Genomic DNA, 24,932 nt, shown 5'->3' with positions numbered 1-24,932 from the left:
CGTATGACTGGCTTTGAAGTACGTATCGGCATCAACCCGCTTTCGTGGATGAACGACGACCTGCCCTCGCTCGGCGGCGAAACGCCGCTCGCGCTCGCGCTGACCGAGGGCCGCGAGATCGGCTATGACGGGTTCGAACTCGGCAACAAGTTTCCCCGCGAACCGCAGGCGCTAAAGACGCTGCTTGCGCAGTACGATCTCGCGCTCGTCTCCGGCTGGTATTCGGGACGTCTCGCGAAACGCAGCGTCGCGGAGGAAATCGAAGCCGTGGGCCCGCATCTCGACCTGCTCGCGAAAAACGGCGCGACGGTCATGGTGTATGGCGAAGTCGCGGATTCGATCCAGGGCGCGCCGCAACCGCTCTATCAACGGCCGCGCTTTTTCTCCGACGCGCAGTGGGAACAGTACGCCGCGCGTCTCGATGAATTCGCGCGTTACACGCTCAGCCGGGGCGTGCGGGTTGCGTATCACCATCACATGGGCGCGTACGTCGAAACGCCACCGGACGTCGACCGCCTGATGTCGCTCACGAGCGACGCCGTCGGTCTGCTGTTTGACGCCGGACACATCACGTTCGCGGGCGGCGACCCGGTCACGGTGCTCGACAAACACATCGCGCGCGTGTGCCACGTCCATTGCAAGGACGTGCGCCCCGCCGTCATCAAGCTCGCGCGCAACCGCAACTGGAGCTTCCTCGACGCGGTGATCAACGGCGCGTTCACCGTACCGGGCGACGGCGCCGTCGATTTCGCGTCGATCATCGGCCGTCTGAAGCAGCACGGCTATCGTGGATGGCTCGTGGTCGAAGCCGAACAGGATCCGGTGATCGCGGCTTCATACACGTATGCGCAGAAGGGTTACCAGACGTTGCGATCGCTCGTCGATGCGCCGCTGGCCCCAACCAGGGAGGCAGCATGAGCCTGCTCGTCAAGGCACAGCGCGATGGCCAGACAATCGCGCGCGTGACACCGCAGTCCGCCACGTGGCGATACGTCGGGTTCGTCGCGTACCGGATGGAAGCGGAAGAAATCATCTACGTGCATGAAACGGCACGCGAGTCGTGCATCGTCGTGCTGACGGGCACGGTCGACGTCGAAACCGCCGACACGAAATGGACGAGCCTCGGCTCGCGCGACAGCGTCTTCGAAGATGCCGCGCCGTATGCCGTCTACGTGCCGCCCGGCGTGCATGCGACCATTCGCGCGACGCGACGCGCGGAGATCGGCGTCGCCACCGCACCGGCCACCGGCACGCTGCCGGCGCGCCTGATCGAGCCTTCGCAGATGAAGCGCTCGACGCGCGGCAAAGGTCAGAACACGCGTTACGTCTGCGACATTCTTCCGCAGACCGAACCGGCGGAATCGCTGCTGGTGGTCGAGGTCCGCACGCCTGGCGGCCATGCGTCGAGCTATCCGCCGCACAAGCACGACACGGATAACGTGCCGCAGGAAAGCTCGCTCGAGGAGACGTACTACCACCGCCTGAATCCGCCGCAAGGCTTCGCGTTCCAGCGCGTGTACACCGATTCGCGCGATATCGACGAATCGCTCGCGGTCGAGGATCACGACTTGGTGATGGTGCCGCGCGGCTATCACCCGGTCGTGGTGCCGTATGGGTACGACTCGTACTATCTGAACGTGATGGCCGGCAAGCAGCGTGTGTGGCACTTCAAGAACGATCCGGCGCATGAGTGGATCGTGGAGCGTGATGCGAAGGGCTGAGTGGGTGCTGTGGGTGCTTTCACGTGTGACGCCGCCGGTTCATGTGAAGAGCGAGGCGGCGTCTGGATCGCTGGCTGGTTAGCTGGTTGCACGCGAAGGTGCATGCTTTAAGGATGTGACGCGGGTCTGCGCGTTGTGGTCAAACCGGACATGCCCAAAGGCAAAGGAATTGCCGGGTGAAGAATCGCGACGCGTACACCGGCTTTTCGTGACAACGGCGTTCAAATGCGCTTGCTTTTTAGCCAACGCCGAGCCATTCGTGCATCACGTGATCCTGCTCGCGAAACGCTTCGAACGTGCCGTCAAAGACAATCTCGCCGTGACCCATCACGGCGATGCGGCTCGCGATGTCATGGGCGATGACGAGCCGCTGCTCGATCAGCAGCACCGCCACGCCGCGATCGCGAAGCTGCGCGAGACAGCCGCTGACCTGCGCGACGAGCGGGGCGGCAAGCCCTTCGGCCGGCTCGTCGATGACGAGCAGATCGGGGCCGCCGAGAAGTGCCCGCGCCAGCGTCAGCATTTGCTGCTCGCCGCCGGAGAGCGCGCCGGCTCGCGTCGTCCGTCGTTCGTGAAGAATCGGAAAGAGCGCGTACGCGTCATCGAACGTGAAGCGCGGTCGCGCGCCTTTCTCCCGACGCGGCGCCACGCCGAGTTCGAGGTTTTCATACACCGTCAAAGCCGGAAACACGTCGCGATGTTCGGGGACGTACCCGATGCCAAGCCGCGCAATTTCGAAGGTGCGCCGCCCCGCGAGCGGCTGGCCCGCGAACCGCATGCTGCCCTCCGCGCGCACGAGGCCCATGATCGCTTTCGCGAGCGTCGAGCGACCGGAGCCGTTGCGCCCCATGAGCGCGACGACCTCGCCCGCCTCGATGCGCAGATCGACGCCAAAGAGCGCCTGGCTCGCGCCGTACCACGCGCACAGGCCGTCGATGTCGAGCAAGGCGGTCATCGGGCGGGATCCTCGCCGAGGTAGGCCGCCCGAACGTTCTTGTCGGCGCGGATCGCTTCCGGCGTGCCCGTCGCGATCACGCGCCCCTGCACGAGCACGGAGACGCGGTCGGCGAGGCTGAAGACCGCGTCCATGTCGTGTTCGATCATCAACAGCGTGCGGCCCCGGGTTGCTTCGCGGATCAGTTCGATGGCGCGCGCGGCTTCGGCGCGGTTCATGCCGGCTGTCGGCTCGTCGAGCAGCAGCGCGGACGCGCCGCCCGCGAGCGCGATGCCAAGGTCGAGCGCGCGTTGTTCGGCGTAGCTGAGCGTACCCGCGAGCACGTGCCGGCGCGGCGAGAGACCCACGGCATCGAGCACGCGTTCGACCCGCACGTCGAGTACACGCGCATGCAGCCATCGATGCCACCAGCGCACGCCTTCGCCGTTCGCCGCGAGCACGGCGCAGCGCAGATTGTCGAGCACCGTCAGGCGACCGAAGACGCTCGTCGTCTGGAAGCTGCGCGCGACGCCGCTCCGGCTGATCGCGGTGGGCGTCGATCGCGTCGTATCGATGCCGTTGATTTCGATGCGCCCCGCACTCACCCGGCCCACGCCGGCGACCAGGTTGAAGAGCGTCGATTTGCCCGCGCCGTTCGGGCCGATCAGCGCGTGCCGCTCGCCGGCCGCGATGCTCAGGTCGACGCCACGAAGGATCGCGGTCCCGTCGATATTTTTCTCGACGCCCCGGAGAACGAGCGCAGGTGCGCCGGGTTTGATCGCGGATGGGATGCTGGGGGCCGCCGTCGCATGGAGCGTGATGGCGTTTGTGTCCGCCGCGGCTTGCACACCGGTTGCCGGTTCCCCGCGAAGCCGTTCGAGACGCACCCATTCACGTTGCGCACGACGGTGTATCAACCAGCCAGCGAGCGCCAGCACGACAACCACCGCGCAGATCGCGGCGATCCGCGCTGTCGTGTCGATTGCGAACGAATCAAACAGCACGACGTGTCCGCCCATTTCATCCGCCGACTGCATCGCATACGCGTACTGCACCGCCAGCACGACGGCCAGTACCCATGTCAGACCCGCGCACGCATCGCACAACGCGGCGCCCGCACACGCGCGCCATCCGTGCCGGCGCAATCGCATGGCGGCACGCGCCAGCAGCCCGGTGACACCATCCGGCGAGTGGACGACGATCACAATGAACAACAGCCCCAGGTAAAACAGCCACGCACGCGTGACGCTCGCCACTGCGACGCTGAAAAACACCAGCACGACCGCGCCCGCGACCGGCCCAAAAAACGCGCCCGTTCCACCCATCACGGCGGCAATCAGCACCGAGCCCGAACGCAGCATACCTACGCTTTCCGTCGACACCAGCTCGACGTTAATGAGCCCCAGCGTCCCCGCGACGCCCGCGAAGAACGACGACAGCACGAACATTCGATACCGCACGCGCCGTGGATCGCAACCCGTCGACGCCGCGCGCACCGGGTTGTCGCGCACCGCATTCGCGAGCCGCACGAACGGCGTGTGCGACAGCGCCCACATCGCGAGCGTGGCGAGCAGGCACCAGCACACGATCAGCGCATATGCCTCGCGCGCCGGGCCAAACGTAAACGTCCCCCACGCGGGGCCGCCCGCGCGGTCGATCGACACGCCCGCTTCACCGCCGAACCAGTCGGGCAGCGACCACGCCGCAGCCGCCACGAGTTCGCCGATGCCAAGCGTGATCATCGCAAACGCAGTACCCGCGCGACGCGTCGCGACGAGGCCTGCGATCGCACCGGCGAGCGCGCCACCCACGCCGCCTGCAAGCGGCAGCCACGGCAACGAGAAGCCATACCGGTTAAAGAGATGCGCCGCGACGAGTGCGCCGATCCCGGCGAAGGCGGCGTGGCCGAACGACAGCAACCCCGTCTCGCCGAGCAGCAGGTTCCAGGAGAGCGCGAAGACGATCATCGACGCGGTTTGCGCCAGATAGGCGAGCATCCAGCTCTGCGACGACAGGCAAGGCGGCACGATCAGCAGCGCGATCAACGCGAGCCACGACAGGCCGGTTCGCCACGCCGACGCCTGCGCGCGCGATTCACCACCGGCGCTAACGTTGCCGGACACTGGAGGCGCGCGGCGCAAATCAGGCCTCGTCATCGCGCCGCCCGAAAAGACCGCGCGGCCGCACCGCCAGCATCGCGACGAGCAGCAGATACGGCACGAGCGGCGCGACCTGCGCGACGCCAAGCGATGCCCATTGCGCCGGCAGCGACTGCCCCGTCAGAGCAGCAAGCGAACCGAGCGACACGTCGCTTGCGACAGCGAACGTCTGCGTACATCCGACAATCAGCGACGCCACGAGCGCGCCGCCAAGCGACCCGAGACCCCCGGTCACGACCACCACGAACACGATCGAGCCGACCGAATCGGCCATCGCCGGCTCGATCACGAAGAGTGGTGCGCCGATCACGCCGGCAAGCGCGGCGAGCGCCGTGCCCGCCGCGAACACCAGCGTACACACGCGCGGCACGTTGTGGCCGAGCGCCTCGACGGCGCTTGCATGTGTCAGCGCCGCGCGCACGATCAGGCCGGTTTTCGACGTGTGCAGCAGCACATACAACGCGGCGAGCATCGCGACCGAAACCGCCATCATGAACGCGCGATAACGCGAAAAACCCGCACCGAACATCGTGAAGAGCGTGCCGTCCAGCACGTGCGGCACGGGCGCCGACAGCGCCGGCAAACCCCACACGAGCTTGACCGCCTCGCCGATCAGATACGCCGCGCCGAACGTGAGCAGCAACTCGGCAAGGTGACCGTGCGGGCGCACGCGCCGCAGCAACCAGCGCTCCATCGCCGCGCCGACGAGGCCGACCACCACCGGCGCAATCACGAGCGCACTCCAGAACCCCGCGTGTGCGGCGACCGAAAGCCCGACGTACGCGCCGAGCATGTAAAAGCTGGCGTGCGCGAAGTTGAGCACGCCGAGCATGCTGAAGATCAGCGTCAGCCCCGCCGACAGCATGAACAGCAGCAATCCGTAGCTGGCGCCGTTCAGCAGGTTGATGACTAGCGACTGCACTCGCTAGTCCGCCGCCACGACAAGCGGCGCGAGCGCCGCGTGCAGCACATCCGGCAGCGCGACCGGACGACGCGTCCCGCGATCGACGTACACATGCACGAAGTGCCCCTGGGCCGCCGCATGCGTGCCGCCTTCCCTGAAGAGACCGACTTCGTAGCGCACGCTCGTCGAGCCCAGACGCGCCACGCGCAGACCCGCCTCGACCCGCTCCGGAAACACGAACGGTTCGAAGTAGTTGCAGTGCGTTTCCACGACGAGCCCGATCGTCGCGCCGCGCTCGAAATCGAGCGCTCCGGCGCGGATCAGATACTCGTTCACCACCGTGTCGAAGTAGCTGTAATAGACCGTGTTGTTGACGTGGCCGTAGACGTCGTTGTCCATCCAGCGCGTCGAGATCGGCAGAAAGTGGCGGTAGGCTTCGCGTGGCGTCGGAGTCGGTTTGCTCATCGTTTATATGGCGTCGTTAGGGGGCGCAATGGCGGCGCGATCAGAGCGATTCGGTCAGCATGCGACGATAGTCTTCCGCCGAGGCTTCGCGCGGATTCGTCTTGTGGCAATGATCGACCAGCGCGCCCTTGATGACCTTGTCGAACACACTTTCGTCGACGCCCATCTGTTTCAGCCCCGTCGGCAGCCCGAGACGCGCCGTCATGTCGAACAGCGCCCCGGCAAGATCGGCGTTCTCCGGCAGGTTCATCACCCGACGCATGCGCGCGTAGCGGTTGTTCGCCACCACGGTTTCAGCGGACGCGTTAAAGCGCAGCGCGGCCGGCAGCACGACGGCGTTCAGCGTGCCGTGATGCAGCGACGTGCGCCCGTTCACCGCGATGCCGCCGAGCGGATGCGACAGCGAGTGTACGCAGCCGAGCCCCTTCTGGAACGCCATCGCGCCCTGCATCGAAGCGCTCATCATGTTCAGGCGCGCGTCCCGGTCGCCGCCGTCGTGCGTCGCGCGTTCGATATTGGCCCACGCACGCTCGAGCCCGTCGAGCGCGATGCCGTCCGCAGGCGGATTGAACGCAGGCGCGAGGAACGTTTCGATGCAGTGGGCGACCGCGTCCATGCCGGTGGCGGCCGTCAGGCCGGCGGGCAGGCTCAGCGTCAGGCCCGGATCGCAGATCGCCGACTTCGGCAGCAGATGCCACGAGTGGAAGCCGAGCTTGCGGCCGTCGTTCAGGATCACGATCGCGCCGCGCGCGACTTCGCTGCCGGTGCCCGACGTGGTCGGAATCGCGACAAGCGGCGCCGCGGCATCCGTGATCTTGCCGCTACCGCCTTCGATCGTCGCGTACTGGGTCAGCGCGCCCGGATGCGTCGCGGCAATCGCCACGCCTTTTGCCAGATCGATCGACGAACCGCCGCCGACCGCAACCAGTCCGTCGCACCCTTCTTCGCGATACCGCGCGGCGGCGGCGAGAACCATGGCCTCGGTCGGATTCGACGGCGTGTCGTCGAATACCGGCACGTCGGTGAGCTTCAGCGCATCGATCGCGCGCTGGGCGACGCCCGCTGCGACAACACCCTTGTCGGTAATGACGAGCGGCCGTTTGATACCGGCCCGCGCGCATTCGGCGGGCAGCTGCGCGAGCGCGTCGTAACCAAGATGAATGTGCGTCAGGTAGTAGATGTAGGCCATGTCGATGCTGTCTCCTGGTGGTGCGGAAAAAGTATGGCGCGGGCTGCCGTGTACCCGTGCTCGTATGTTTCGCTGCCGTGTGCCGGGGTCATGCAGCCACTCTAGCAACCTGGCGGCGTGCTGACTATCCGCCGAACGGCCAGGTGTCCGGCGTGTTGAAAACGTGGTCGAATAACTGCAGGCAAACGCTCGCCAGCACGCGGCTCACTGACCCGGCCGCTCGACGAACTCAAAGGGCAGGCCGCGCCGGCGCATCCATTCGCCGAGCGCCTGCCCGGTGCCCGCCCGCCACGGCCGCAGGTTCGCCGGTTCGACCAGCCGGTATTCGAGCAGCTCGGGCGAAAGCGTGACCGTGCCGTGCGCCTTCACGTGATAGGCAATGATCAGCTCGTTCTTGCGGATGAATTCGTACACGCCGATGAGTTCAACCGATTCCGCGTGCAGCGCGGTTTCCTCGAGCACCTCGCGCGCGATGCCTTCCTCGGGTGTCTCGCCGTTTTCGAGAAACCCGGTGATCAGCGCGAACATGCCTTCGGGCCACGCCGCGTTGCGCGCGAGCAGGATCTTGCCTTCGTATTCGACGATGGCCGCGACGACCGGCAGCGGGTTGTTCCAGTGGACGTAGCCGCAGGTTTCGTCGGGGCAGGCCTGGCGCACGCGGCCGCCTTCGTGGGCGGCGTCGCTGCGCTCGGTGAGCGGTGTCGCGCAGCGTGGGCAGTATTGGTAGTCGGACATGCTCGTTGGAATTGAGGTGAATGAATGTCGGAAAAGGCTTCGGATCGTTTCACGTCGTGCGCGGCGCAGCGCGGTATTCGCGGTATGCGCTGGCGGCGCTCGCCCTCACGCGGCGCACAGGTCGCGCACTTCGGCGGCAAACCGCTCGACGGTTTCGGGCTGCGTGTCCCACGCGCACATCAGGCGGCAACCGCCCGCGCCGATGAACTCGTAGAACTTCCAGCCTTTCGCCCGCATCGCTTTCGCCGCGTGCGCCGGCAACTGCGCGAACACGGCATTCGATTCGACCGGAAACATGATGCTCACACCGGGAATCGCCTCGAGGCGCATCTTCATGAGTTGCGCCATCGCGTTCGCGTGACGCGCGTTGCGCAGCCACACGTCGCCGTCGAGCAGGCCCAGCCACGGCGCCGAGATAAAGCGCATCTTCGACGCAAGCTGGCCCGCCTGCTTAAGGCGATACGCGAAATCGTCGGCCAGCGCGCGATCGAAGAACACGACCACTTCGCCCACCGGCAAGCCGTTCTTCGTGCCGCCAAAACACAGCACGTCGACGCCCGCGCGCCACGTGATCTCCGAAGGATGCACGCCGAGCGTCGCGACCGCGTTGGCGAAGCGGGCGCCGTCCATGTGAACCTTCAGATGACGGCGTTTGGCAATCGCGGCGATCGCGCGCACTTCCTCGACGGTGTAGACGCTGCCGACTTCCGTCGACTGCGTGAGCGTCACCACCTTCGGCTTCGGATAGTGGATATCGGCGCGACGGGTCACGACGGCCTCGATGGCATCGGGCGTCAGCTTGCCGTGGGTGCCAGGCGCGGTCAGCAGCTTCGAGCCGCCGGAGAAGAATTCGGGGCCACCGCATTCGTCGGTCTCGATGTGCGCAAGGTCGTGGCAGATCACCGAGTGATACGACTGACACAGCGATGCCAGTGCCAGCGAATTCGCCGCCGTGCCGTTAAAGACGAAGAACGCTTCGCAGTCGGTCTGAAACAGGTCGCGCAGGCGGTCGCACACGCGCTCGGTCCAGGAATCGTCGCCGTAAGCCGGCTCGTGGCCGCTGTTGTTCGCTTCGACGAGCGCCGCGAGCGCCTCGGGGCAGATGCCAGCGTAATTGTCCGACGCAAAGTGTTGCATGGCGGGCGGCGCAGCCGGGAAGGCCACGCGAAAGTAACGGGAAGCGGACATTTTAGTGCGCCGTCCCATTATTGTCCGGTCGTTCGAATTTGCTGGAGGGTAATCGTAGGGTTGGGAATGTGGGATCGGCGTGTGAGGCCGGAGCGGGCTAGCGGTGCGAGCGGTTCTTCGAGACACGGGTGACGATAAGGAGGCCGATGGCGCCGAGCATCAGTGCGAACGCGGCCAGCCACAGCGCGGGCGAAAACGAGCCGGTATGAGCGGCGACCGGCGCGGCCACCAGCGGCCCCGCGATCTGGCCGATGCCATAGGCGGCCGTGGCGTAGCCCATCAGTCCGGCGGCATGCTCCCCGTGCAGCCGGCGGGCTTCGCGCATTGCAAAGAGCGTGATTGCCGTGAACGGCAGCCCGATCAGCACGCTGCCGATCGAGAAGCCCGCTGCGGTCGGCCAGATGATGCCCGACGCGATACCTGCCGCCTGCAGCACGTAAGCGCCCGCGAGAAGCGTGCGATTGTCCCAGTGGAGCGGCAGGCGCGCGCCAAGCAGCGCCCCGACCATAAGCGCCACGCCGAACATCGGCCAGAACAGATCGGGCCAGGCCGAACCCGGTAACGCGGCGCGCGCGATCACCGGCAGGAACGTCGCGGTGATGATGTAGCCAAATCCCGGCACGCCGTACAGCACGACGAGCCAGATCGCATCGGCGCGGTGCGTGGTTTCAGCGGGCCGGGCGTGATGTGTCGAAGCAGAACTGTGTACCGATGGCGCGGTGTGACCGGACGGCCGGGCGTGACCGCCGGATTGATCGTGCGCGGTGGCGCCAGGCTTCACGCGCGCGGCTGCCGCTGCTGGCGAAACCGGAGGAGCAACGCGTCCGCGCCCCGCTTCGAACACGTGCCACACGAGCGCCGCCAGCACCGCCGAGATGAGCCCGAAGCCGATCCAGCCCACTTTCGCCCCGAGCCCGCCCGCAGCGCTCACGAGTAGCCCGGTGCCGACGATCCCGACTCCGGGCCCCGTGTAGATGACGCCGCTCCAGCGGTGCGCATCGAGTTCGGCGAGCCGGCGCAGGCCCCACTGCGACGCGAACACGAAGGTCCATGCGCTGATCGCACCGCCTGCGAGGCGCACCAGCGCCCAGATCCAGAACGTGTCGGTGACGCCCATGACGACGGTCAGCACGACCGTGATGGCGAGCCCGGCGCGCACCATCCGGGCGTGGTCGACCCGCAGCGCCGCGCAGGTGATCGCGCCGATGAAATACCCCGCGTAGTTGAACGATGCGAGCCAGCCGCCGTGGCGAATATCGATCGAGCCGTTTTGCAGCATCAACGGCAACAGCGGCGTGAACGCGAAGCGCCCCACGCCCAGTGCAACCGCGAGCGCCACCATGCATCCGAGCGCGACGCGCCTTGCGTCGTGTGAGTGGGCGGAAGAAGCAACGGTGGAAGTGGCAAGGGGCGTCATGGGTGTCTTCAAGGATTCTCGGGGCCGGCGACACATGCGCCGGCCATCGCACCGTCAGATAGTAATCCGCGCATTGCATCACAAAAAATGAATTATCATGATTTAAAGCATCTCGGAGTGAGAACGATGGATCTGGCCGCCTTGAATATCTTTCGCGCGGTGGTGCGCGAGAACGGCGTGACGCGCGCTGCGGCGAAGCTGAACCGGGTGCAGTCGAACGTGACGACGCGCATCAAGCAGCTTGAGGAGCAGCTGGGCACCGAGCTCTTTATCCGCGACGGACGCCGGCTCGTGCTGACGCCGGCTGGCGAGACGCTGCTGCCCTACGCCGAGCGTCTGCTCGCGCTCGCCGACGAGGCGCGCCACGCAGTGCGCGAAAACCGGCCAAACGGACGACTGCGGCTGGGCACCATGGAAAGCGTCGCGGCGAGCCGGCTACCGGCCCTGCTTGCCCGCTATCACCAGCGCTGGCCCGACGTCGCGCTGGAACTCGAAACCGGCACGACCGGACGGCTGATCGAACGGGTACGCAACTTCGAAGTCGACGCGGCACTCGTTGCGACGCCACTCGACCCGGGTGCCTTGCATGACGTTTTTGAGTATGTGCCGGTCTTTCGCGAAGAACTCGTGATGCTGACGCCGCGCGGCCACCGGCCGATCCGCGATGCGCGCGACGTGGCGCTGTCCACGCTCATCGCGTTCGAGCGTGGTTGCGCATATCGGAGCTATATCGAGAAGTGGTATCTGGAGTGCGACCTGCGGCCCGCGCGCGTGCTGGAACTCGGTTCGTATCACGCGATGGTCGCGTGTGTCGCGGCTGGCGTCGGCGTCTCGATCGCGCCGCGCTCGGTGCTGGGTCTGCAGCAGAACGTGGACGATATCGCCGTTCATCCGCTCGGCGAGTTCGATGCAATCGATACGCTTCTGGTCTGGCGGCGCGGTCACTTTTCGGCCGCGTTGAACGCGTTGCGCGAGCAGTTGCTGGCGGACAGCAATCTGGCGGCAAATTCGGCGCAGCCGGACAGGATCGCGCAACCGGTGGTGTGATTCTCCTGGCCACCCCAAAACGCAAAAAGCCGCGAGGTCGAAGCTCGCGGCTTTCTGTTTTCATGCTTGCTGCTGGATCTGTCGTGAAGCGGCCGGCTTAACCCGTTCGACACTCGAAACCGGCTCCGCTTATCGCGTATCGCGCGCCCGTGATTACAGCTGCGCCTCGACCCAACCCTTCACGCCTGCCAGTGCCGCCTGCAGGTTCGCCGGCTCCGTGCCGCCGGCCTGCGCCATGTCGGGACGACCGCCCCCCTTGCCGCCCACCTGCTGCGCGACGAAGTTCACGAGATCGCCCGCCTTGACCTTCCGGCTGGCTTCCGCGGTCACGCCCGCGATCAGGCTCACCTTGCCGCCCTCGACGGAGGCCAGCACGATGGCCGCGCTCTTCAGCTTGTCCTTCAGCTTGTCGACGGTTTCGCGCAGCGTCTTGACGTCCGCGCCTTCGAGCGTTGCGGCCAGCACATGCACGCCCGCGACTTCGATTGCCTGACCCGCGAGTTCGTCGCCCTGGCTCGAAGCGAGCTTCGACTTCAGCGCGCCGAGTTCCTTTTCCAGCGATTTGACCTGATCCTGCACCTGCGCGATACGCTGCGTGAGTTCCGCCGGTTGCGCCTTCAAGGCCGCCGCGGCCGCATTGATGCGCGCGTCGAGTTCCTGCACGAAACGCACCGCGTTATCGCCGGTAATGGCTTCCACACGACGGATGCCCGCCGCCACGCCGCCTTCCATCACGATCTTGAAGAAACCGATATCACCAGTGCGACGCACGTGCGTACCGCCGCACAGCTCGCGCGAGAAGCCGAGATCGAGCACACGCACTTCGTCGCCATACTTTTCACCGAAGAGCGCCATTGCCCCGCCCTTCACCGCCTCGTCGAACGGCATCACGCGCACGATGCCCGGCGCGTTCGCCAGCACTTCGGCGTTCACGATTGCCTCGACCTGGCGAATCTGTTCGTCCGTGACCGGCGCGTTATGCGCGAAGTCGAAACGCGTCTTGTCGGCGTCGACGAGCGAACCCTTCTGCTGCACGTGCGAGCCCAGCACTTCACGCAACGCCTTGTGCATCAGGTGGGTGGCCGAGTGATTGCGTTCCGTGCGCGCGCGACGCACCGCATCGATCTCCGCCTTCACCACGTCGCCGACCTTCAGCGTGCCCTGCTCCAGCGTGCCGTGATGGCCCACCACGTCGGCCTGCACCTTCAGCGTATCCGCGACGGCGAAGCGCACGCTCGCGTTGGCGAGCAGCCCCTGATCGCCCACCTGGCCGCCCGACTCCGCGTAGAACGGCGTGTGGTCGAGCACGACGACAGCCTGCTGGCCCTTCGCCACTTCCTTCACGGACGCGCCATCGACGTACAGCGCGATGACCTTCGCGTCGTCGAAGACGACTTCTTCGTAACCGTGGAACGTGGTCTTCGCGCCCGAATATTCGAGGCCCTGCGCCATCTTGAACTTGCCGGCCGCACGCGCCTGTTCGCGTTGACGGGCCATGGCTTCGTCGAATGCGGACTCGTCGACCGTGACTTCGCGTTCGCGGCAGACGTCCGCCGTCAGATCCAGCGGGAAGCCGTACGTGTCGTGCAGCTTGAACGCGAGCTCGCCGTCGAGCGTCTTGCCGCCCTTCGCGTCGAGATCGGCCAGCGCGCTTTCGAGGATCGACATGCCGTGCTCGATCGTTTCGAAGAAGCGCTCTTCTTCCTGGCGCAGCACGTCGGTCACGCGTTGTTGTGCTTCCGTCAGTTCCGGATACGCGCCGCCCATCTGCACGACGAGGTCCGCCACCAGACGGTGGAAGAACGAACCCTTGCGGCCCAGCTTGTAGCCGTGACGGATCGCGCGGCGCACGATCCGGCGCAGCACGTAGCCGCGGCCTTCATTGCCCGGGATCACGCCATCGACGATCAGGAACGAGCACGCGCGGATGTGATCGGCGATCACCTTCAGCGAATTGTTCGTGAGATCGGTGACGCCCGTTTCGCGGCCCGCTGCCGTGATCAGCGCCTGGAACAGGTCGATCTCATAGTTGCTGTGTACGTGCTGCAGCACGGCGGCGATCCGCTCGAGGCCCATGCCGGTATCGACGCATTGCTTGGGCAACGGCGTCATGTTGCCCTGCGCGTCGCGGTTGAACTGCATGAACACGAGATTCCAGATCTCGATGTAACGGTCGCCGTCTTCGTCAGGCGATCCCGGCGGGCCGCCCCAGACGTCCGGGCCATGGTCGTAGAAAATTTCCGAACACGGGCCGCACGGACCGGTATCGGCCATCTGCCAGAAGTTGTCCGACGCGTAGCGCGCGCCCTTGTTGTCGCCAATGCGGATGATGCGCTCGACCGGCACGCCGACTTCCTTCGACCAGATGTCGTGCGCCTCGTCGTCTTCGTGATAGACCGTGACCCACAGCTTGTCTTTCGGCAGCCCGTAGACACCCGTCAGCAGTTCCCACGCGTAGTGGATCGCGTCGCGCTTGAAATAGTCGCCGAACGAGAAGTTGCCGAGCATCTCGAAGAACGTGTGGTGCCGCGCGGTATAACCGACGTTTTCCAGATCGTTGTGCTTGCCGCCCGCGCGCACGCTGCGCTGGGCAGTCGTGGCGCGTGAATATGGACGCGATTCGGCGCCGAGGAACACGTCCTTGAACTGCACCATGCCCGAGTTGGTGAAGAGCAGTGTCGGGTCGTTGCCGGGCACGAGGCTCGACGAACGGACAATCGTGTGGCCCTTCGATTCGAAGAACTTGAGGAACTTCTCGCGGATTTCGGAGGCTTTCATGGCGTGCGGGGGACGGTCCTGACTGTTTCGGCTGCATCCGGAGATGCGCCAACTGATTGTTTCCTGAGCCGCTGATTATACGGGATCGGCGAGCGTGCGCAGCGGCGTGAGGCGGCCGGAACGCAACGTTAGCCATTCGGCCATGTTTTTCCCGCCAGGGCGCGTGGGACGGGGTTTCGCGGCCTCAGATCCGTCTTATGCCATCCGGCCGGTGGGTCGTCTGACGGGAATCGCTTAAGATTCTGGACATCGTTACGGCATCGCGCATCTCGCCTGGCATCTCGCCGCTCGCATGCCGCGCAATCACGCTTCACGGAGACACGAACAGAATATGGGCGCCCTCAGTCATATCCGCGTGCTGGATCTCACACGCGTGCTCGCCGGTCCCTGGTGCGCACAGACCCTTGCCGATTTCGGCGCTGACGTCATCAAGATCGAACGTCCCGAGGTGGGCGACGATACCCGTCACTGGGGCCCTCCGTACCTGAAAACGCCGGACGGCGAGGACACGCGCGAGGCCGCGTATTACCTCGCGGCGAACCGCAACAAGCGTTCGGTCACCGTCGACATCGCCACGCCCGAGGGGCAGCAGATCATCCGCGATCTCGCCGCGCAGAGCGACGTCGTGCTCGAGAACTACAAGGTCGGCCAGCTGAAAAAATATGGGCTCGACTATGCGTCGCTGAAGGAAGTGAAGCCGGACATCGTCTACTGCTCGGTCACGGGTTTCGGCCAGACAGGTCCCTATGCGCAGCGGGCGGGCTACGACTTCATCATCCAGGGCATCGGCGGATTCATGAGCATCACCGGCGAGCGCGACGCGCTGCCCGGCGGCGGTCCGCAAAAAGCCGGCGTCGCCATCGCCGACCTGATGACCGGCATGTATTCGACCATCGCGGTGCTGACGGCGCTCGCCCATCGCGACCGTACGGGCGAAGGCCAGTACATCGACATGGCGTTGCTGGACGTGCAGGTGGCGATGCTCGCCAACATGAACTCGAACTTCCTCGCAAGCGGCAACCCGCCGGTTCGCTGGGGCAATGCGCACGCGAACATCGTGCCCTACCAGACGTTCCAGACGAGCGACAGCTGGATCATCGTCGCGGTGGGCAACGACGGGCAGTTCCGCAAGTTCGTCGAGGCAGGCAACCGGCCTGAACTCGCCGACGACGAGCGCTTCTCGACCAACCCGGCGCGGGTGCGCAACCGCGAGACGCTCGTGCCGCTGCTGGCCGACATGGTCCGGCTACGTGGCAAGCAGGAATGGATCACCGCGCTGGAGGCGTCGGGTGTGCCGTGCGGGCCGATCAACGACCTGGGCGAGGTATTCGCGAACGAGCAGGTCGTCGCGCGCGGGATGCAGATCGACCTGCCGCATCCGAGCGGCGCGACGGTGAAGCTGGTGCGCAATCCCGTGCGCATGAGCGCGACCCCTCCGGAAGCGGCCGCGCATCCGCCGACACTCGGCGAGCACACCGAAGAAATATTGCGCACCGTGCTCGGGCTCGACGAAACCCGCATCGCGGAGCTGAAGGCGCGCTCGGTGATCTGACGGGCGGTGACGGTTCGGCAACCGCTCTCAACGGCGGCCTGCGCGCTTCTTCGTTCCTGGGTGATGCCGGGCAGCCGCGCCCAAACCCGATCGCGTGGCGCCGGCCCCTGCCCCCTTCGACCTCACGCCCGAGCCGCGATCAACCCGCCCTGAAGCCGCCCCTAAACCGCCCGAAGCCGCCCTAAGCCGCCTCGACGAGCGACTCCAGCCAGCACATTCCCTCGTGCCAGTCGCCGAGACCGCTTTCGGCGTTGATATGGCCGCGCGGGCCGATGTCGAACCAGGCGCCCTGCCACGCTCTCGCGCAGGTCCGTGAAAACCCGACGCCGCCGTACGGGTCGTCCGTGCTGGCCACCACGATCGACGGAAACGGCAAGGGCGCCACCGGCACGGGTGCAAACCCGGACGCATCCGCCGGGAATTGCGCTTCCGTCGGATCGGGCACCGCAACCAGCAACGCCCCCGCCACCTTCGCGATCTGCGCGGCGCGCGCGTACTGCGTGGCCCAGAACGCGACGGTCAGGCAACCGAGGCTGTGCGCGGCGAGCACCACCGGCGCATCGGCGGCGGCCACGGCTTCGTCCAGCGTCCGGCACCACGCGTCGCGCGCCGGATAATCCCAATCCGGCATCTGGACGCGTGCGACGTGAGGATGCGCTGCTTCCCAGCGCGTCTGCCAGTGACCTTCGCCGGAATTCTGATAGCCCGGCAGAACCAGAACGTTATACGTCGTCATCGCGACTCCCCGATTTGCAGTTCGTTGTCGTTTTCAGTGAAACACCCGTCCGACGCCAGCGCCGCGCGGATCGGCGGCGGGCTCCGGCGTCGTGCCTTCCACGCGGATCATCTGGACGTCGCCGTTGAACTTCTGCCCTTCCAGCGTGTAGCCGAGACCCTTCAACTGGTCGGCCAGTTCACCCGTTATCGGGTGATACGGTTCCCAGTAGATCGTCTTCGGCGGAAGCAGTTGATGATGAAAGCGCATCGCCCCCAGCGCGTCGGCAGGCGGCATGCCGAAATCGTAGAGATTCGTCATCACCTGAAAGATCGACGTGAAAATGCGCGAGCCGCCCGGCGTGCCGATCACGAGCGAAACCTTGCCGTCTTTCAGCAGGATGGTCGGCGTCATCGAAGAAAGTGGCCGGCGACCCGGCGCGATCGTGTTGACGTCGCCGCTCGTGACACCGAACTGGTTCGGCGTGCCGGCCTTCGCGACGAAGTCGTCCATTTCGTCGTTCAGCGCGAAGCCCGCGTTGTCCACCACGACGCCCGATCCGAACGGCCCGTTGAGCGTGTAGGTGTTCGACACCGCGTTGCCCCATTTGTCGACGACCGAAAAGTGCGTCGTCTCGGCGCGTTCCGGCATCGAATCGCCAAGGCCCGGCTTGACCGGCGCGGCGCCGGGCACTTCGTCGGGCGTGACCTCGTCGGCGCGCTCTGCGAGGTAGGCGTCGTCGATCAGCTTGTCGACGGGTACGCGATACGAATCCGGGTCGCCCATGTACTGCTGCCGGTCGGCAAACACGCGATCTTCGATCTGCGCGACCAGATGAATGTACGCCGACGAATTCAGGTCGAGCCCGGCGAACGCGGGCTTCAGGTCGGCCTTCATCTTCAGCAGCTGGATGAGCCCCACGCCGCCCGAGCTCGGCGGCGGCGCGGTGACGATCTGATAGCCGTTCCAGTCGGCCGTCACCGGCTGGCGCCACACGGCCTTGTATTGCACGAGATCCGTCTTCGACAGGATGCCGTGGCCGTACATCTGGGAACTGATCAGGTCCGCGGTCTTGCCTTCGTAGAACTCGCGTCCGCCGTCGCTTGCGATACGCGAGAGCGTCTGCGCCAGTTCAGGCTGGCGGAACGTCGCGCCCGCCTTCAGCCCCGCGAAGTACACGCTGAAATTGGTCTTGCCCGCGAAACTTTTCGCCGCATATTCGGCGCGCTTCTGCAGCCACGGCTCGACGACGAAACCATCGGTCGCGTATTTGATCGCCGGAGCGAGCACCTGCTTCCACTTCAGCTTGCCGAAGCGGCGCTGTGCTTCCCACATGCCGTCGACGGTGCCGGGCACCGCCACGGCCCGGAACCCGACGAGGCTCATGCCCGGCACCGGGTTGCCCTTGTCGTCCAGATACATGTCGCGGGTCGCCTGCTGCGGCGCGCGTTCGCGATAGTCGAGAAAGTACGGCTTGCCGTCGACGTAGAGCGTCATGAACCCGCCGCCACCGATATTGCCCGCGTCCGGATAGGTGACCGCAAGCGTGAACGCGATGGCGACAGCCGCATCGACCGCGTTGCCGCCCGCGGCGAAAATCTGCTGGGCCGTATCCGCGCTGTAGCGGTCGGGCACGGCCACGGCCGACGCGTCGAGCACCGCTTTCGGCGGCGGTGGCGTTTTGGCGAGCGCCGGCGCGGCGGGCACGAAACTGCCGGCGAGGGCGACAACGAGCGTCGCCGCGCCCAGGCGTCGGATCAGGGCAACGGGCAGCGGGACGAAAGGCGCGCGACGCGCGTCGTGCGTGGGATCGGACATCCGTGAAACTCCAGGAACTGAAGGCGCCATGTTGCCGAACGGCGGGCCTTCGAGCAAGACGGCAGGTCAGACGAAGCTGGACGCGACGCCTGCATGAAGAACCGCGGCAGCGGCTAAAGCCGGTTTAACGTGTGCATCAAAGGGGATCGACGAACCGCCTTCAGCCGTCAAGGCGTCAAACAATCCGCGACGACAAAACCACACAGCCAGGAAAAGCGCGACCGGTCGTTTCGGGGCGCTCGAAACCGCCCCATCCGTTCAATGTCCGGCGCCGATCAACCCACCCGCCGCGGCGCCGACGATCGTCCCGACCGGCCCGCCCGTCAGCACGTAACCGATCGCACCGCCCGCGCCCGCGCCGATCGCCGCGTGTTCCTGCGCGCGAGACATCGAACCGCACGCGCCGAGGCTCACCGCGAGCCCGACGATGACAGCAATTTTCAGTACATTTCTCGTGAAATCTGTCGTTATTGTCTTCATATAGATAATGTCCCGCGAGGCGGGCTGTGCCGCGACGGTCGCATTCTGGCCGGGCGGCGCCCACGCGGACAACGCGTTTTACCTCCTGTTGCACGCTGTAACAGCGTCCGGGCGAAGTCCTCACTCCGGCCGCATACCGCGCCAACCCTGCCGCTCGCTGACTGGTCAGGTAGAATTGACGGACAAGCGGGCGCATCGCGCGTCTCCGAACGACTTTCACCATCACGCATGAATACCGAACGCAACGAAGCGCCCGCGGCATCCAATTTCATCCGCAACATCATCGATGACGACAACCGCTCCGGAAAGTGGGGCCAGCGCGTGGAAACACGCTTCCCGCCCGAGCCGAACGGCTATCTGCATATCGGCCACGCGAAGAGCATCTGCCTGAATTTCGGCATCGCAAGCAGCTATGGCGGCGTCTGCCACCTGCGCTTCGACGACACGAATCCGGAAAAGGAAAGCGTCGAGTACGTCGATTCGATCATCGACGCCGTCTCGTGGCTCGGCTTCGAGTGGACGAAAGACAACAAGGAACAGCTGTACTACGCGAGCGATTACTACGACAGGCTGTACGCGTTCGCGGAGCTCCTGATCGAGCGCGGCCGCGCGTATGTCGACAGCCAGTCGGCGGAAGAAATGCGCGCGAACCGCGGCTCGGCCACCGAGCCGGGCACGCCGTCGCCGTTCCGCGAGCGCACGGTGCAGGAAAACCTCGACCTCTTTCGCCGCATGAAAGCGGGCGAGTTCAAGGAAGGCGAGCACGTGCTGCGCGCGAAGATCGACATGGCGTCGCCGAACTTCAACATGCGCGATCCGGTCATCTACCGCATCCGCTTCGCGCATCACTATCGCACCGGCGACACATGGTGCGTGTATCCGATGTACGACTACACGCACTGCATTTCGGACGCGCTGGAAAACATCACGCATTCGCTGTGTACGCTCGAATTCGAAGATCACCGTCCGCTGTACGACTGGATCCTGAACCAACTGGCGGATGCCGGCGTGTTCACGCGTCCGCTGCCGCAACAGATCGAGTTCTCGCGCCTGAACCTCACGTACGCGATCACCAGCAAGCGCAAGCTGCTGCAACTCGTGACCGAAGGCCACGTCGAGGGCTGGGACGACCCGCGCATGCCGACCATCGTCGGCGTGCGCCGGCGCGGTTTCACGCCGGGGAGCATCAAGCTCTTCTGCGAGCGCATCGGCATCACCAAGGTCGATTCGTGGATCGACATGAGCGTGCTCGAAGGCGCGCTGCGCGACGACCTCGACGACAAGGCGCCGCGTACGGCCGCCGTGCTCGATCCGCTCAAGCTGATCATCGACAACTTCCCGGGAGGCACGACCGAAGCATGCAGCGCGCCGGTTCATCCGCATCATCCGGAAATGGGCACGCGCACGTTCCCGATTTCGCGCGAACTGTGGATCGAGCGTGACGACTTCGTCGAAACGCCGCCGAAGGGCTATTTCCGGCTGTTTCCGGGCAACAAGGTGCGGCTGCGCTACGGCTATGTCGTCGAATGCACGGGCGCCGAAAAAGACGCCGACGGCAACGTGACCGCCGTGCACTGCAATTACTTCCCGGACAGCAAGTCGGGCACGGAAGGCGCGAATACGTACAAGGTGAAGGGCAACATCCACTGGGTCAGCGCCGCGCACGCGCTACCGGCTGAAGTCCGCATCTACGACCGGCTGTTCCGTGAACCGCAGCCCGACGCGGGCGGCCGCGATTTCCTCGAGGCGCTGAATCCGGATTCGAAGCGCGTCGTCAACGCATACCTCGAACCGAGCTTGAACGACGTGCCGCCGGAACAGCGCTTCCAGTTCGAACGACACGGTTATTTTGTTGCCGACCGCTACGATTCGAAACCGGAAAAACCGGTCTTCAACCGTATCGTGACTTTGCGGGACAGCTGGGGCAAGCCGGCGTAAGCTGGACGGCTCCACTGAGCGGCTGGCGTGTGAACCCGGGACCGGTGCATGGATGTTCACCGGCAAACATACCCCGGCACGCCTCATGACATCGGCGGGACGTCGCGTCGCGGTTCTCAACGGCGCGCGCCCTTCCCGGAGGAGCAATGAAGTTCGCAGCCCGTTTCCGGCTGATCGCATGCGTCGCGGCGGCGACGTTCGCTTGCGGCGCCCATGCCGATGAACTGACCGGCACGCTGAAAAAGATTCATGACGACGGCGCCATCACGCTCGGCGTGCGCGAGGCGTCGATTCCGTTTGCCTACTCCGATGACGGCCACACGATCGGCTATTCGTACACGATCGCGCTGCGCATCGTCGATGAAATCAAAAAGGTGCTGGGCATGAGCGATCTGAAGGTGCGCGAGATCGTCGTCACGTCGGCCAACCGCGTTCCGATGCTGCTCAACAACCAGATCGACCTCGAATGCGGCTCGACGACGCACACCGTGGAGCGCGAATCACAGGTGGCGTTTTCGGACAGCTTCTTCCAGTACGCCGTGCGCATGATCGCGCGCAAGAAATCGGGCATTTCCGACTTCGCGGATCTCGCCGGCAAACCCGTGGTGACGACGGCGGGTACGTCGGACGAACGGCTGCTGCGCAAGCTGAACAGCGAGAAGCAGCTCAACATGCGCATCACGGCGACGCGGGATCATCCCGAGGCGTTCGCCGCCGTGCGCTCGGACCGCGCGGTCGCGTTCGTGATGGACGAGCCGCTGCTGCACGGCCTGAAAGCCGCGGAGGCGCATCCCGAAGACTATGTGATTACCGGCACGCCAATCGGCTACGAGGCGTACGCGTGCATGTTCCGCAAGGGCGACGCGCCGATGCGCGACGTCGTCAACGGCGTGATTTCGCGGATGCAGACTTCGGGCGAAGCTGAACGCCTCTACAACGTCTGGTTCACACAGCCGATTCCACCGCACGGGACGAACCTGAATTTCCCGCTCTCGGCGGAAATGCGCGAGCTCTTCGCCCATCCGAACGACAAGGCGCTCGACTAGGCTATCGCCCCATGAACGCGCGCGCTTTCAGAGCGTGCGGTGCAGTTCGGCGAGCGAGAGCGTGGTCTGGAAAAGGCGCGTGAGACTGCGGCTCGCATAGCGGTCGACCTCGTCGGGTTCGGTCCAGCGATATGCGTCCATTTCGGGAATCATCGTCCCGTCGGAACGACGCGGGAACATCGATATGCACGTACACCGTTCGATGTCGACTTCGCCGTCGCGCACGCGTGCGGCGAACAGATGCAGATCCTTGTCGCGACGGTACACGAAGAGCCCGAGGTCTTTCAGCCGCTCAGGCGCGAGCACGATGCCCGTCTCCTCGACCATTTCCCGCAACGCGGTGACATGCGGCGTTTCGCCCGCTTCGCCGTGTCCTTTCGGGATGTCCCAGTGCGAGGTTTCCGTGGCGTGCGCGAGCAGTACGCGCCCCGCGGCGTCGAGCAGCACGACGCCGCATGAAACGACGCGCGCGGTCATTGCAACAACGCGCGGTGCGATGGCGCCGTCACTTGTGAAGCGGGAGTGGCCGGGCCAGCAACGGCCCCGCCTGTACCGGCGCTGTGTTCAGTCGACGTGCTCAACGCTTCTGCAGTTGCCACGCACCGCTGCCTTGCCGGCAAAAGAGCGGATGCAGATTCATCGATTGCCCTTTGGCCGACAGCACGACCGTCGTCGCGCGGCACGTGCGGTCGGCTTCCTTCGTGGTTCGATCGGGCGTCAGCGTGGCGTCGATCTTGACGCTGTTGCCGGTGCCCTCGTTGACCCAGTTCACCGTCTCGCCGTCCTGCTTGTCGTTGAGCATGCTGGCGATGGCCTTCTTGATCGAATCGTTATCGCGCGGCTTCATGTAGCTGATCGGCGTGTCGTTCAGGAAGCCAAGATTCGCCGCCTGTGCGCCGCCTGCACCCGCGAGCAGCAACCCACCTGCAGCCCAGCACATCAGGGCTCGGTTTCGCATCGACATTGATTGTTCTCCTTGAAGGCTGACTGGATTGCGCTCGCGCGCATATCGCGTGAGCTGACCCTCAAAAGCATAGCACGACGCGATGTGCCGCCGCAGTGCGACGGACGGCGCGCGTGAAGACCCGTGCCAGCCTTTTCGGACCGCTCCGATTGGCCCTGCCAGGACGGCTCATTAGCATCGAAGGATCTTATTCCGCGCATGCGTTTCACGCGTTTTATCGCTCCGCACGCGCATCGACGATCCTCCCGGCCGCCATGGACTACTCAATCGCCCTTCGCTTCTTCGTCATCCTTCTCACACTGATCAGCATCGCGCTCGTGCCGATCGTCATGCGTCGCGAGCCGGCGCCGGTCGCCGGCATGCTCAACATCCAGGTACTGCCGCGTCCGCAATGGCCGGGCATCCTCACGCGCGCGGGCTTCATCTGCATGCTGGCATCGTTCGTGATGCTGCTGATGTTCTGCGCGTTCCTGCTTCAACCGTAACCGCGCGCGCTCAGTGCGCGGCGGGCTGGTAGCCGTCCGTCAGCGTATTCAGGAACGCAACCACGTCCTTGATCTCCGCTTCGTCGAGCGCGGGCGCGTCGCCCGGTTTGCGGTCGAACGGCGGCTCCGTATTCAGGTTCGCCCAGTAACGCTTCGGCAGATCGTCGAACTTCTGCACCTTTCCTTTCACGACCGGATAAAACTTTTCCGGATTCGTATCGCGTTGCGCATAAAAGCGCACCACCTCTTCCAGCGACTGGTAGATACCGTTGTGGAAGAAGCGCTTTTTCAACGCGACGTTGCGCAACGTCGGCGTGCGGAAAATCCCGCAATACTCGTCGCGGCCCTTCAGATCGGTTCGCTCCGGGCCGCACGCGCCCAGATCGTAGAAACGCGGATCGCGATTCACCTTCAACGCCCGGTTGCGCGGCACGCCAATCGCGATCAGGCCGAAATCGCTGAACTGCGGCGGCGAACCATCCCTCGCGCGCTGGCTCAGATGGCAACTCGCGCAGTTGCCCTTTTTCTCGTCGTTGAAGAGTTCGAGGCCGTGGAGTTCGGCGGCGCTCAGCTTGACCTTGCCCGCGAGCGCCGCGTCATACCTGCTCGTGTACGGATAGAACGTCTCCGGTTTCTGCTCGAAGGTTTCGAGCGACTGGAGCACCGCGTTGAACGTGGCGTCGGTATCGTCGAAGATGTGCTCGCCAAACGCCGCGCGAAATTCGTTCGCATAAGGCGCGGCCTTCACCGCCGCGGCGACCTTTCCGGGCGTGCTGCCCATCTCGAACGTCGACAGGATTGGAATGCGCGCCTGTTCCGAACCGCGATCGACACGGCCATCCCACGTGAGACCGCCAGTCGGGCCGGCGTCGATACTTTCGTCGCCTTCGTCTTCGGAATCGTGGAAGTGCTCGGTGAAGGCCGGCACCGACTGCAGATACTTGAGCGTCGGCACGGCACGCATGCCCTGCTGCCGCATGTCGCCGCCGCCCAGTTGCACCGCGAGCGCATTGCCCGGCGTGAACCCGTGATCCGGGCTATGGCACGACGCACACGCAAGCTTCCCCGAACCCGATAGCGAAGCATCGAAGAACAGCTGCTTGCCAAGCGCCGTCATCTTGCCGACCTGCTCGTAGACCTCGGCGCGCGTCTGCGCGCGACCAGGCGCCGCCGCGTGTACGGCAGGCACAACGGGCACCACAGACACACGCGGCGTCGACGCGGCCAGCGAAGCCACTGTCACCGTCGTCGCCGACGCGCCCGCCCGCGTCTCACCCTCGGGGCCATGCGCATCACACGCGGCCAGCGCGACCGGCAGCCACGCGGCCGCCAGCCAACAAGCGCGCAAGCTTCCTGCCCGAACCCGATTCTTCAGCTTCCCATTCAGACCACGCAGC

At 65.3% G+C, this 24,932-nt stretch carries 22 protein-coding genes; 7 read left to right on the top strand and 15 right to left on the bottom strand.

Annotation, left to right across the window (positions count from 1 at the left end; all coding sequences use genetic code 11):
* Positions 1 to 3 precede the first annotated feature (3 nt).
* Positions 4 to 918 (top strand): myo-inosose-2 dehydratase, encoded by a 915-nt coding sequence (gene iolE / locus BLV45_RS04405; protein WP_090529437.1) that lies wholly within the window; start codon positions 4 to 6, stop codon positions 916 to 918.
* Entirely contained in the window at positions 915 to 1,721 is an 807-nt protein-coding gene (gene iolB / locus BLV45_RS04400; protein ID WP_090529434.1) for a 5-deoxy-glucuronate isomerase, read from the top strand. The genes iolE and iolB overlap by 4 nt, the downstream gene beginning before the upstream one ends.
* A gap of 238 nt (positions 1,722 to 1,959) precedes the next feature.
* Here iolB and BLV45_RS04395 read toward each other — a convergent pair whose 3' ends face one another.
* The 8 genes from BLV45_RS04395 to BLV45_RS04360 all read right to left on the bottom strand — a co-directional run bounded on the left by BLV45_RS04395 (position 1,960) and on the right by BLV45_RS04360 (position 10,712).
* Positions 1,960 to 2,676: an ABC transporter ATP-binding protein gene (locus tag BLV45_RS04395; RefSeq protein WP_090529430.1), complete on the bottom strand. Its 717-nt coding sequence runs from the start codon at positions 2,674 to 2,676 to the stop codon at positions 1,960 to 1,962.
* Positions 2,673 to 4,811, bottom strand: a complete 2,139-nt coding sequence (locus tag BLV45_RS04390; protein ID WP_090529427.1) for a branched-chain amino acid ABC transporter ATP-binding protein/permease — start codon at positions 4,809 to 4,811, stop codon at positions 2,673 to 2,675. Before BLV45_RS04390 ends, BLV45_RS04395 begins: the two co-directional genes overlap by 4 nt.
* Positions 4,798 to 5,736, bottom strand: coding sequence for a branched-chain amino acid ABC transporter permease (locus BLV45_RS04385; RefSeq protein ID WP_090529424.1), 939 nt, complete (start codon positions 5,734 to 5,736; stop codon positions 4,798 to 4,800). The genes BLV45_RS04390 and BLV45_RS04385 overlap by 14 nt, the downstream gene beginning before the upstream one ends.
* Positions 5,737 to 5,739: 3 nt before the next feature.
* The gene (locus BLV45_RS04380; RefSeq protein ID WP_090529421.1) at positions 5,740 to 6,183 is read right to left on the bottom strand and encodes an acyl-CoA thioesterase; all 444 of its coding nucleotides are present in this window, start codon (positions 6,181 to 6,183) and stop codon (positions 5,740 to 5,742) included.
* Positions 6,184 to 6,223: 40 nt separating this feature from the next.
* Positions 6,224 to 7,372 (bottom strand): iron-containing alcohol dehydrogenase, encoded by a 1,149-nt coding sequence (locus BLV45_RS04375; RefSeq protein ID WP_090529418.1) that lies wholly within the window; start codon positions 7,370 to 7,372, stop codon positions 6,224 to 6,226.
* A gap of 204 nt (positions 7,373 to 7,576) precedes the next feature.
* Complete coding sequence (locus BLV45_RS04370) at positions 7,577 to 8,107, bottom strand: NUDIX domain-containing protein (protein ID WP_090529416.1); 531 nt, start codon at positions 8,105 to 8,107, stop codon at positions 7,577 to 7,579.
* A 105-nt stretch (positions 8,108 to 8,212) separates the two neighbouring features.
* The gene (locus tag BLV45_RS04365; RefSeq protein WP_090529413.1) at positions 8,213 to 9,244 is read right to left on the bottom strand and encodes a threonine aldolase family protein; all 1,032 of its coding nucleotides are present in this window, start codon (positions 9,242 to 9,244) and stop codon (positions 8,213 to 8,215) included.
* Between the two features lie 148 nt (positions 9,245 to 9,392).
* On the bottom strand, positions 9,393 to 10,712 hold the full coding sequence (locus tag BLV45_RS04360; protein ID WP_090529410.1) for a YbfB/YjiJ family MFS transporter: 1,320 nt from the start codon (positions 10,710 to 10,712) through the stop codon (positions 9,393 to 9,395).
* A 126-nt stretch (positions 10,713 to 10,838) separates the two neighbouring features.
* Here BLV45_RS04360 and BLV45_RS04355 point away from each other — a divergent pair, with 126 nt between their 5' ends.
* On the top strand, positions 10,839 to 11,759 hold the full coding sequence (locus tag BLV45_RS04355; RefSeq protein ID WP_090529407.1) for a LysR family transcriptional regulator: 921 nt from the start codon (positions 10,839 to 10,841) through the stop codon (positions 11,757 to 11,759).
* A 153-nt stretch (positions 11,760 to 11,912) separates the two neighbouring features.
* Here the strand turns inward: BLV45_RS04355 and alaS are convergent, their stop codons facing one another.
* Positions 11,913 to 14,537, bottom strand: coding sequence for an alanine--tRNA ligase (gene alaS / locus BLV45_RS04350; RefSeq protein WP_090529404.1), 2,625 nt, complete (start codon positions 14,535 to 14,537; stop codon positions 11,913 to 11,915).
* Positions 14,538 to 14,868: 331 nt separating this feature from the next.
* On the opposite strand from alaS, the gene BLV45_RS04345 reads away from it, so the two are divergent.
* Positions 14,869 to 16,089, top strand: a complete 1,221-nt coding sequence (locus tag BLV45_RS04345) for a CaiB/BaiF CoA transferase family protein (RefSeq protein WP_090529401.1) — start codon at positions 14,869 to 14,871, stop codon at positions 16,087 to 16,089.
* Positions 16,090 to 16,270: 181 nt separating this feature from the next.
* Here BLV45_RS04345 and BLV45_RS04340 read toward each other — a convergent pair whose 3' ends face one another.
* The 3 genes from BLV45_RS04340 to BLV45_RS04330 form a co-directional block, all read right to left on the bottom strand.
* Positions 16,271 to 16,825 (bottom strand): RBBP9/YdeN family alpha/beta hydrolase, encoded by a 555-nt coding sequence (locus tag BLV45_RS04340; RefSeq protein WP_090529398.1) that lies wholly within the window; start codon positions 16,823 to 16,825, stop codon positions 16,271 to 16,273.
* Between the two features lie 33 nt (positions 16,826 to 16,858).
* Positions 16,859 to 18,622 (bottom strand): gamma-glutamyltransferase, encoded by a 1,764-nt coding sequence (gene ggt, locus BLV45_RS04335; RefSeq protein ID WP_090529395.1) that lies wholly within the window; start codon positions 18,620 to 18,622, stop codon positions 16,859 to 16,861.
* A 258-nt stretch (positions 18,623 to 18,880) separates the two neighbouring features.
* Positions 18,881 to 19,102 (bottom strand): ornithine carbamoyltransferase, encoded by a 222-nt coding sequence (locus tag BLV45_RS04330; RefSeq protein ID WP_176954061.1) that lies wholly within the window; start codon positions 19,100 to 19,102, stop codon positions 18,881 to 18,883.
* 228 nt (positions 19,103 to 19,330) lie between these two features.
* On the opposite strand from BLV45_RS04330, the gene BLV45_RS04325 reads away from it, so the two are divergent.
* Together BLV45_RS04325 and BLV45_RS04320 are read left to right on the top strand one after the other, a co-directional pair.
* Positions 19,331 to 21,040, top strand: coding sequence for a glutamine--tRNA ligase/YqeY domain fusion protein (locus tag BLV45_RS04325; RefSeq protein ID WP_090529392.1), 1,710 nt, complete (start codon positions 19,331 to 19,333; stop codon positions 21,038 to 21,040).
* Positions 21,041 to 21,186: 146 nt separating this feature from the next.
* Entirely contained in the window at positions 21,187 to 22,086 is a 900-nt protein-coding gene (locus BLV45_RS04320; RefSeq protein WP_090529389.1) for a transporter substrate-binding domain-containing protein, read from the top strand.
* Positions 22,087 to 22,113: 27 nt separating this feature from the next.
* On the opposite strand, the gene BLV45_RS04315 is transcribed toward BLV45_RS04320, so the two are convergent.
* Entirely contained in the window at positions 22,114 to 22,563 is a 450-nt protein-coding gene (locus BLV45_RS04315; protein ID WP_090529386.1) for an NUDIX hydrolase, read from the bottom strand.
* A 100-nt stretch (positions 22,564 to 22,663) separates the two neighbouring features.
* Complete coding sequence (locus tag BLV45_RS04310; protein ID WP_090529383.1) at positions 22,664 to 23,050, bottom strand: RT0821/Lpp0805 family surface protein; 387 nt, start codon at positions 23,048 to 23,050, stop codon at positions 22,664 to 22,666.
* A gap of 254 nt (positions 23,051 to 23,304) precedes the next feature.
* On the opposite strand from BLV45_RS04310, the gene BLV45_RS04305 reads away from it, so the two are divergent.
* Positions 23,305 to 23,535: a hypothetical protein gene (locus BLV45_RS04305; protein WP_090531096.1), complete on the top strand. Its 231-nt coding sequence runs from the start codon at positions 23,305 to 23,307 to the stop codon at positions 23,533 to 23,535.
* A gap of 10 nt (positions 23,536 to 23,545) precedes the next feature.
* On the opposite strand, the gene BLV45_RS04300 is transcribed toward BLV45_RS04305, so the two are convergent.
* Positions 23,546 to 24,883, bottom strand: a complete 1,338-nt coding sequence (locus BLV45_RS04300; RefSeq protein WP_407670945.1) for a cytochrome-c peroxidase — start codon at positions 24,881 to 24,883, stop codon at positions 23,546 to 23,548.
* Positions 24,884 to 24,932: the final 49 nt, after the last annotated feature.

The organism is Paraburkholderia sartisoli (genome assembly GCF_900107685.1).
Classification (GTDB): domain Bacteria; phylum Pseudomonadota; class Gammaproteobacteria; order Burkholderiales; family Burkholderiaceae; genus Paraburkholderia; species Paraburkholderia sartisoli.
The sequence above is the reverse complement of the archived record's forward strand: the minus strand, read 5'-3'. Positions and strand labels throughout refer to the sequence as shown.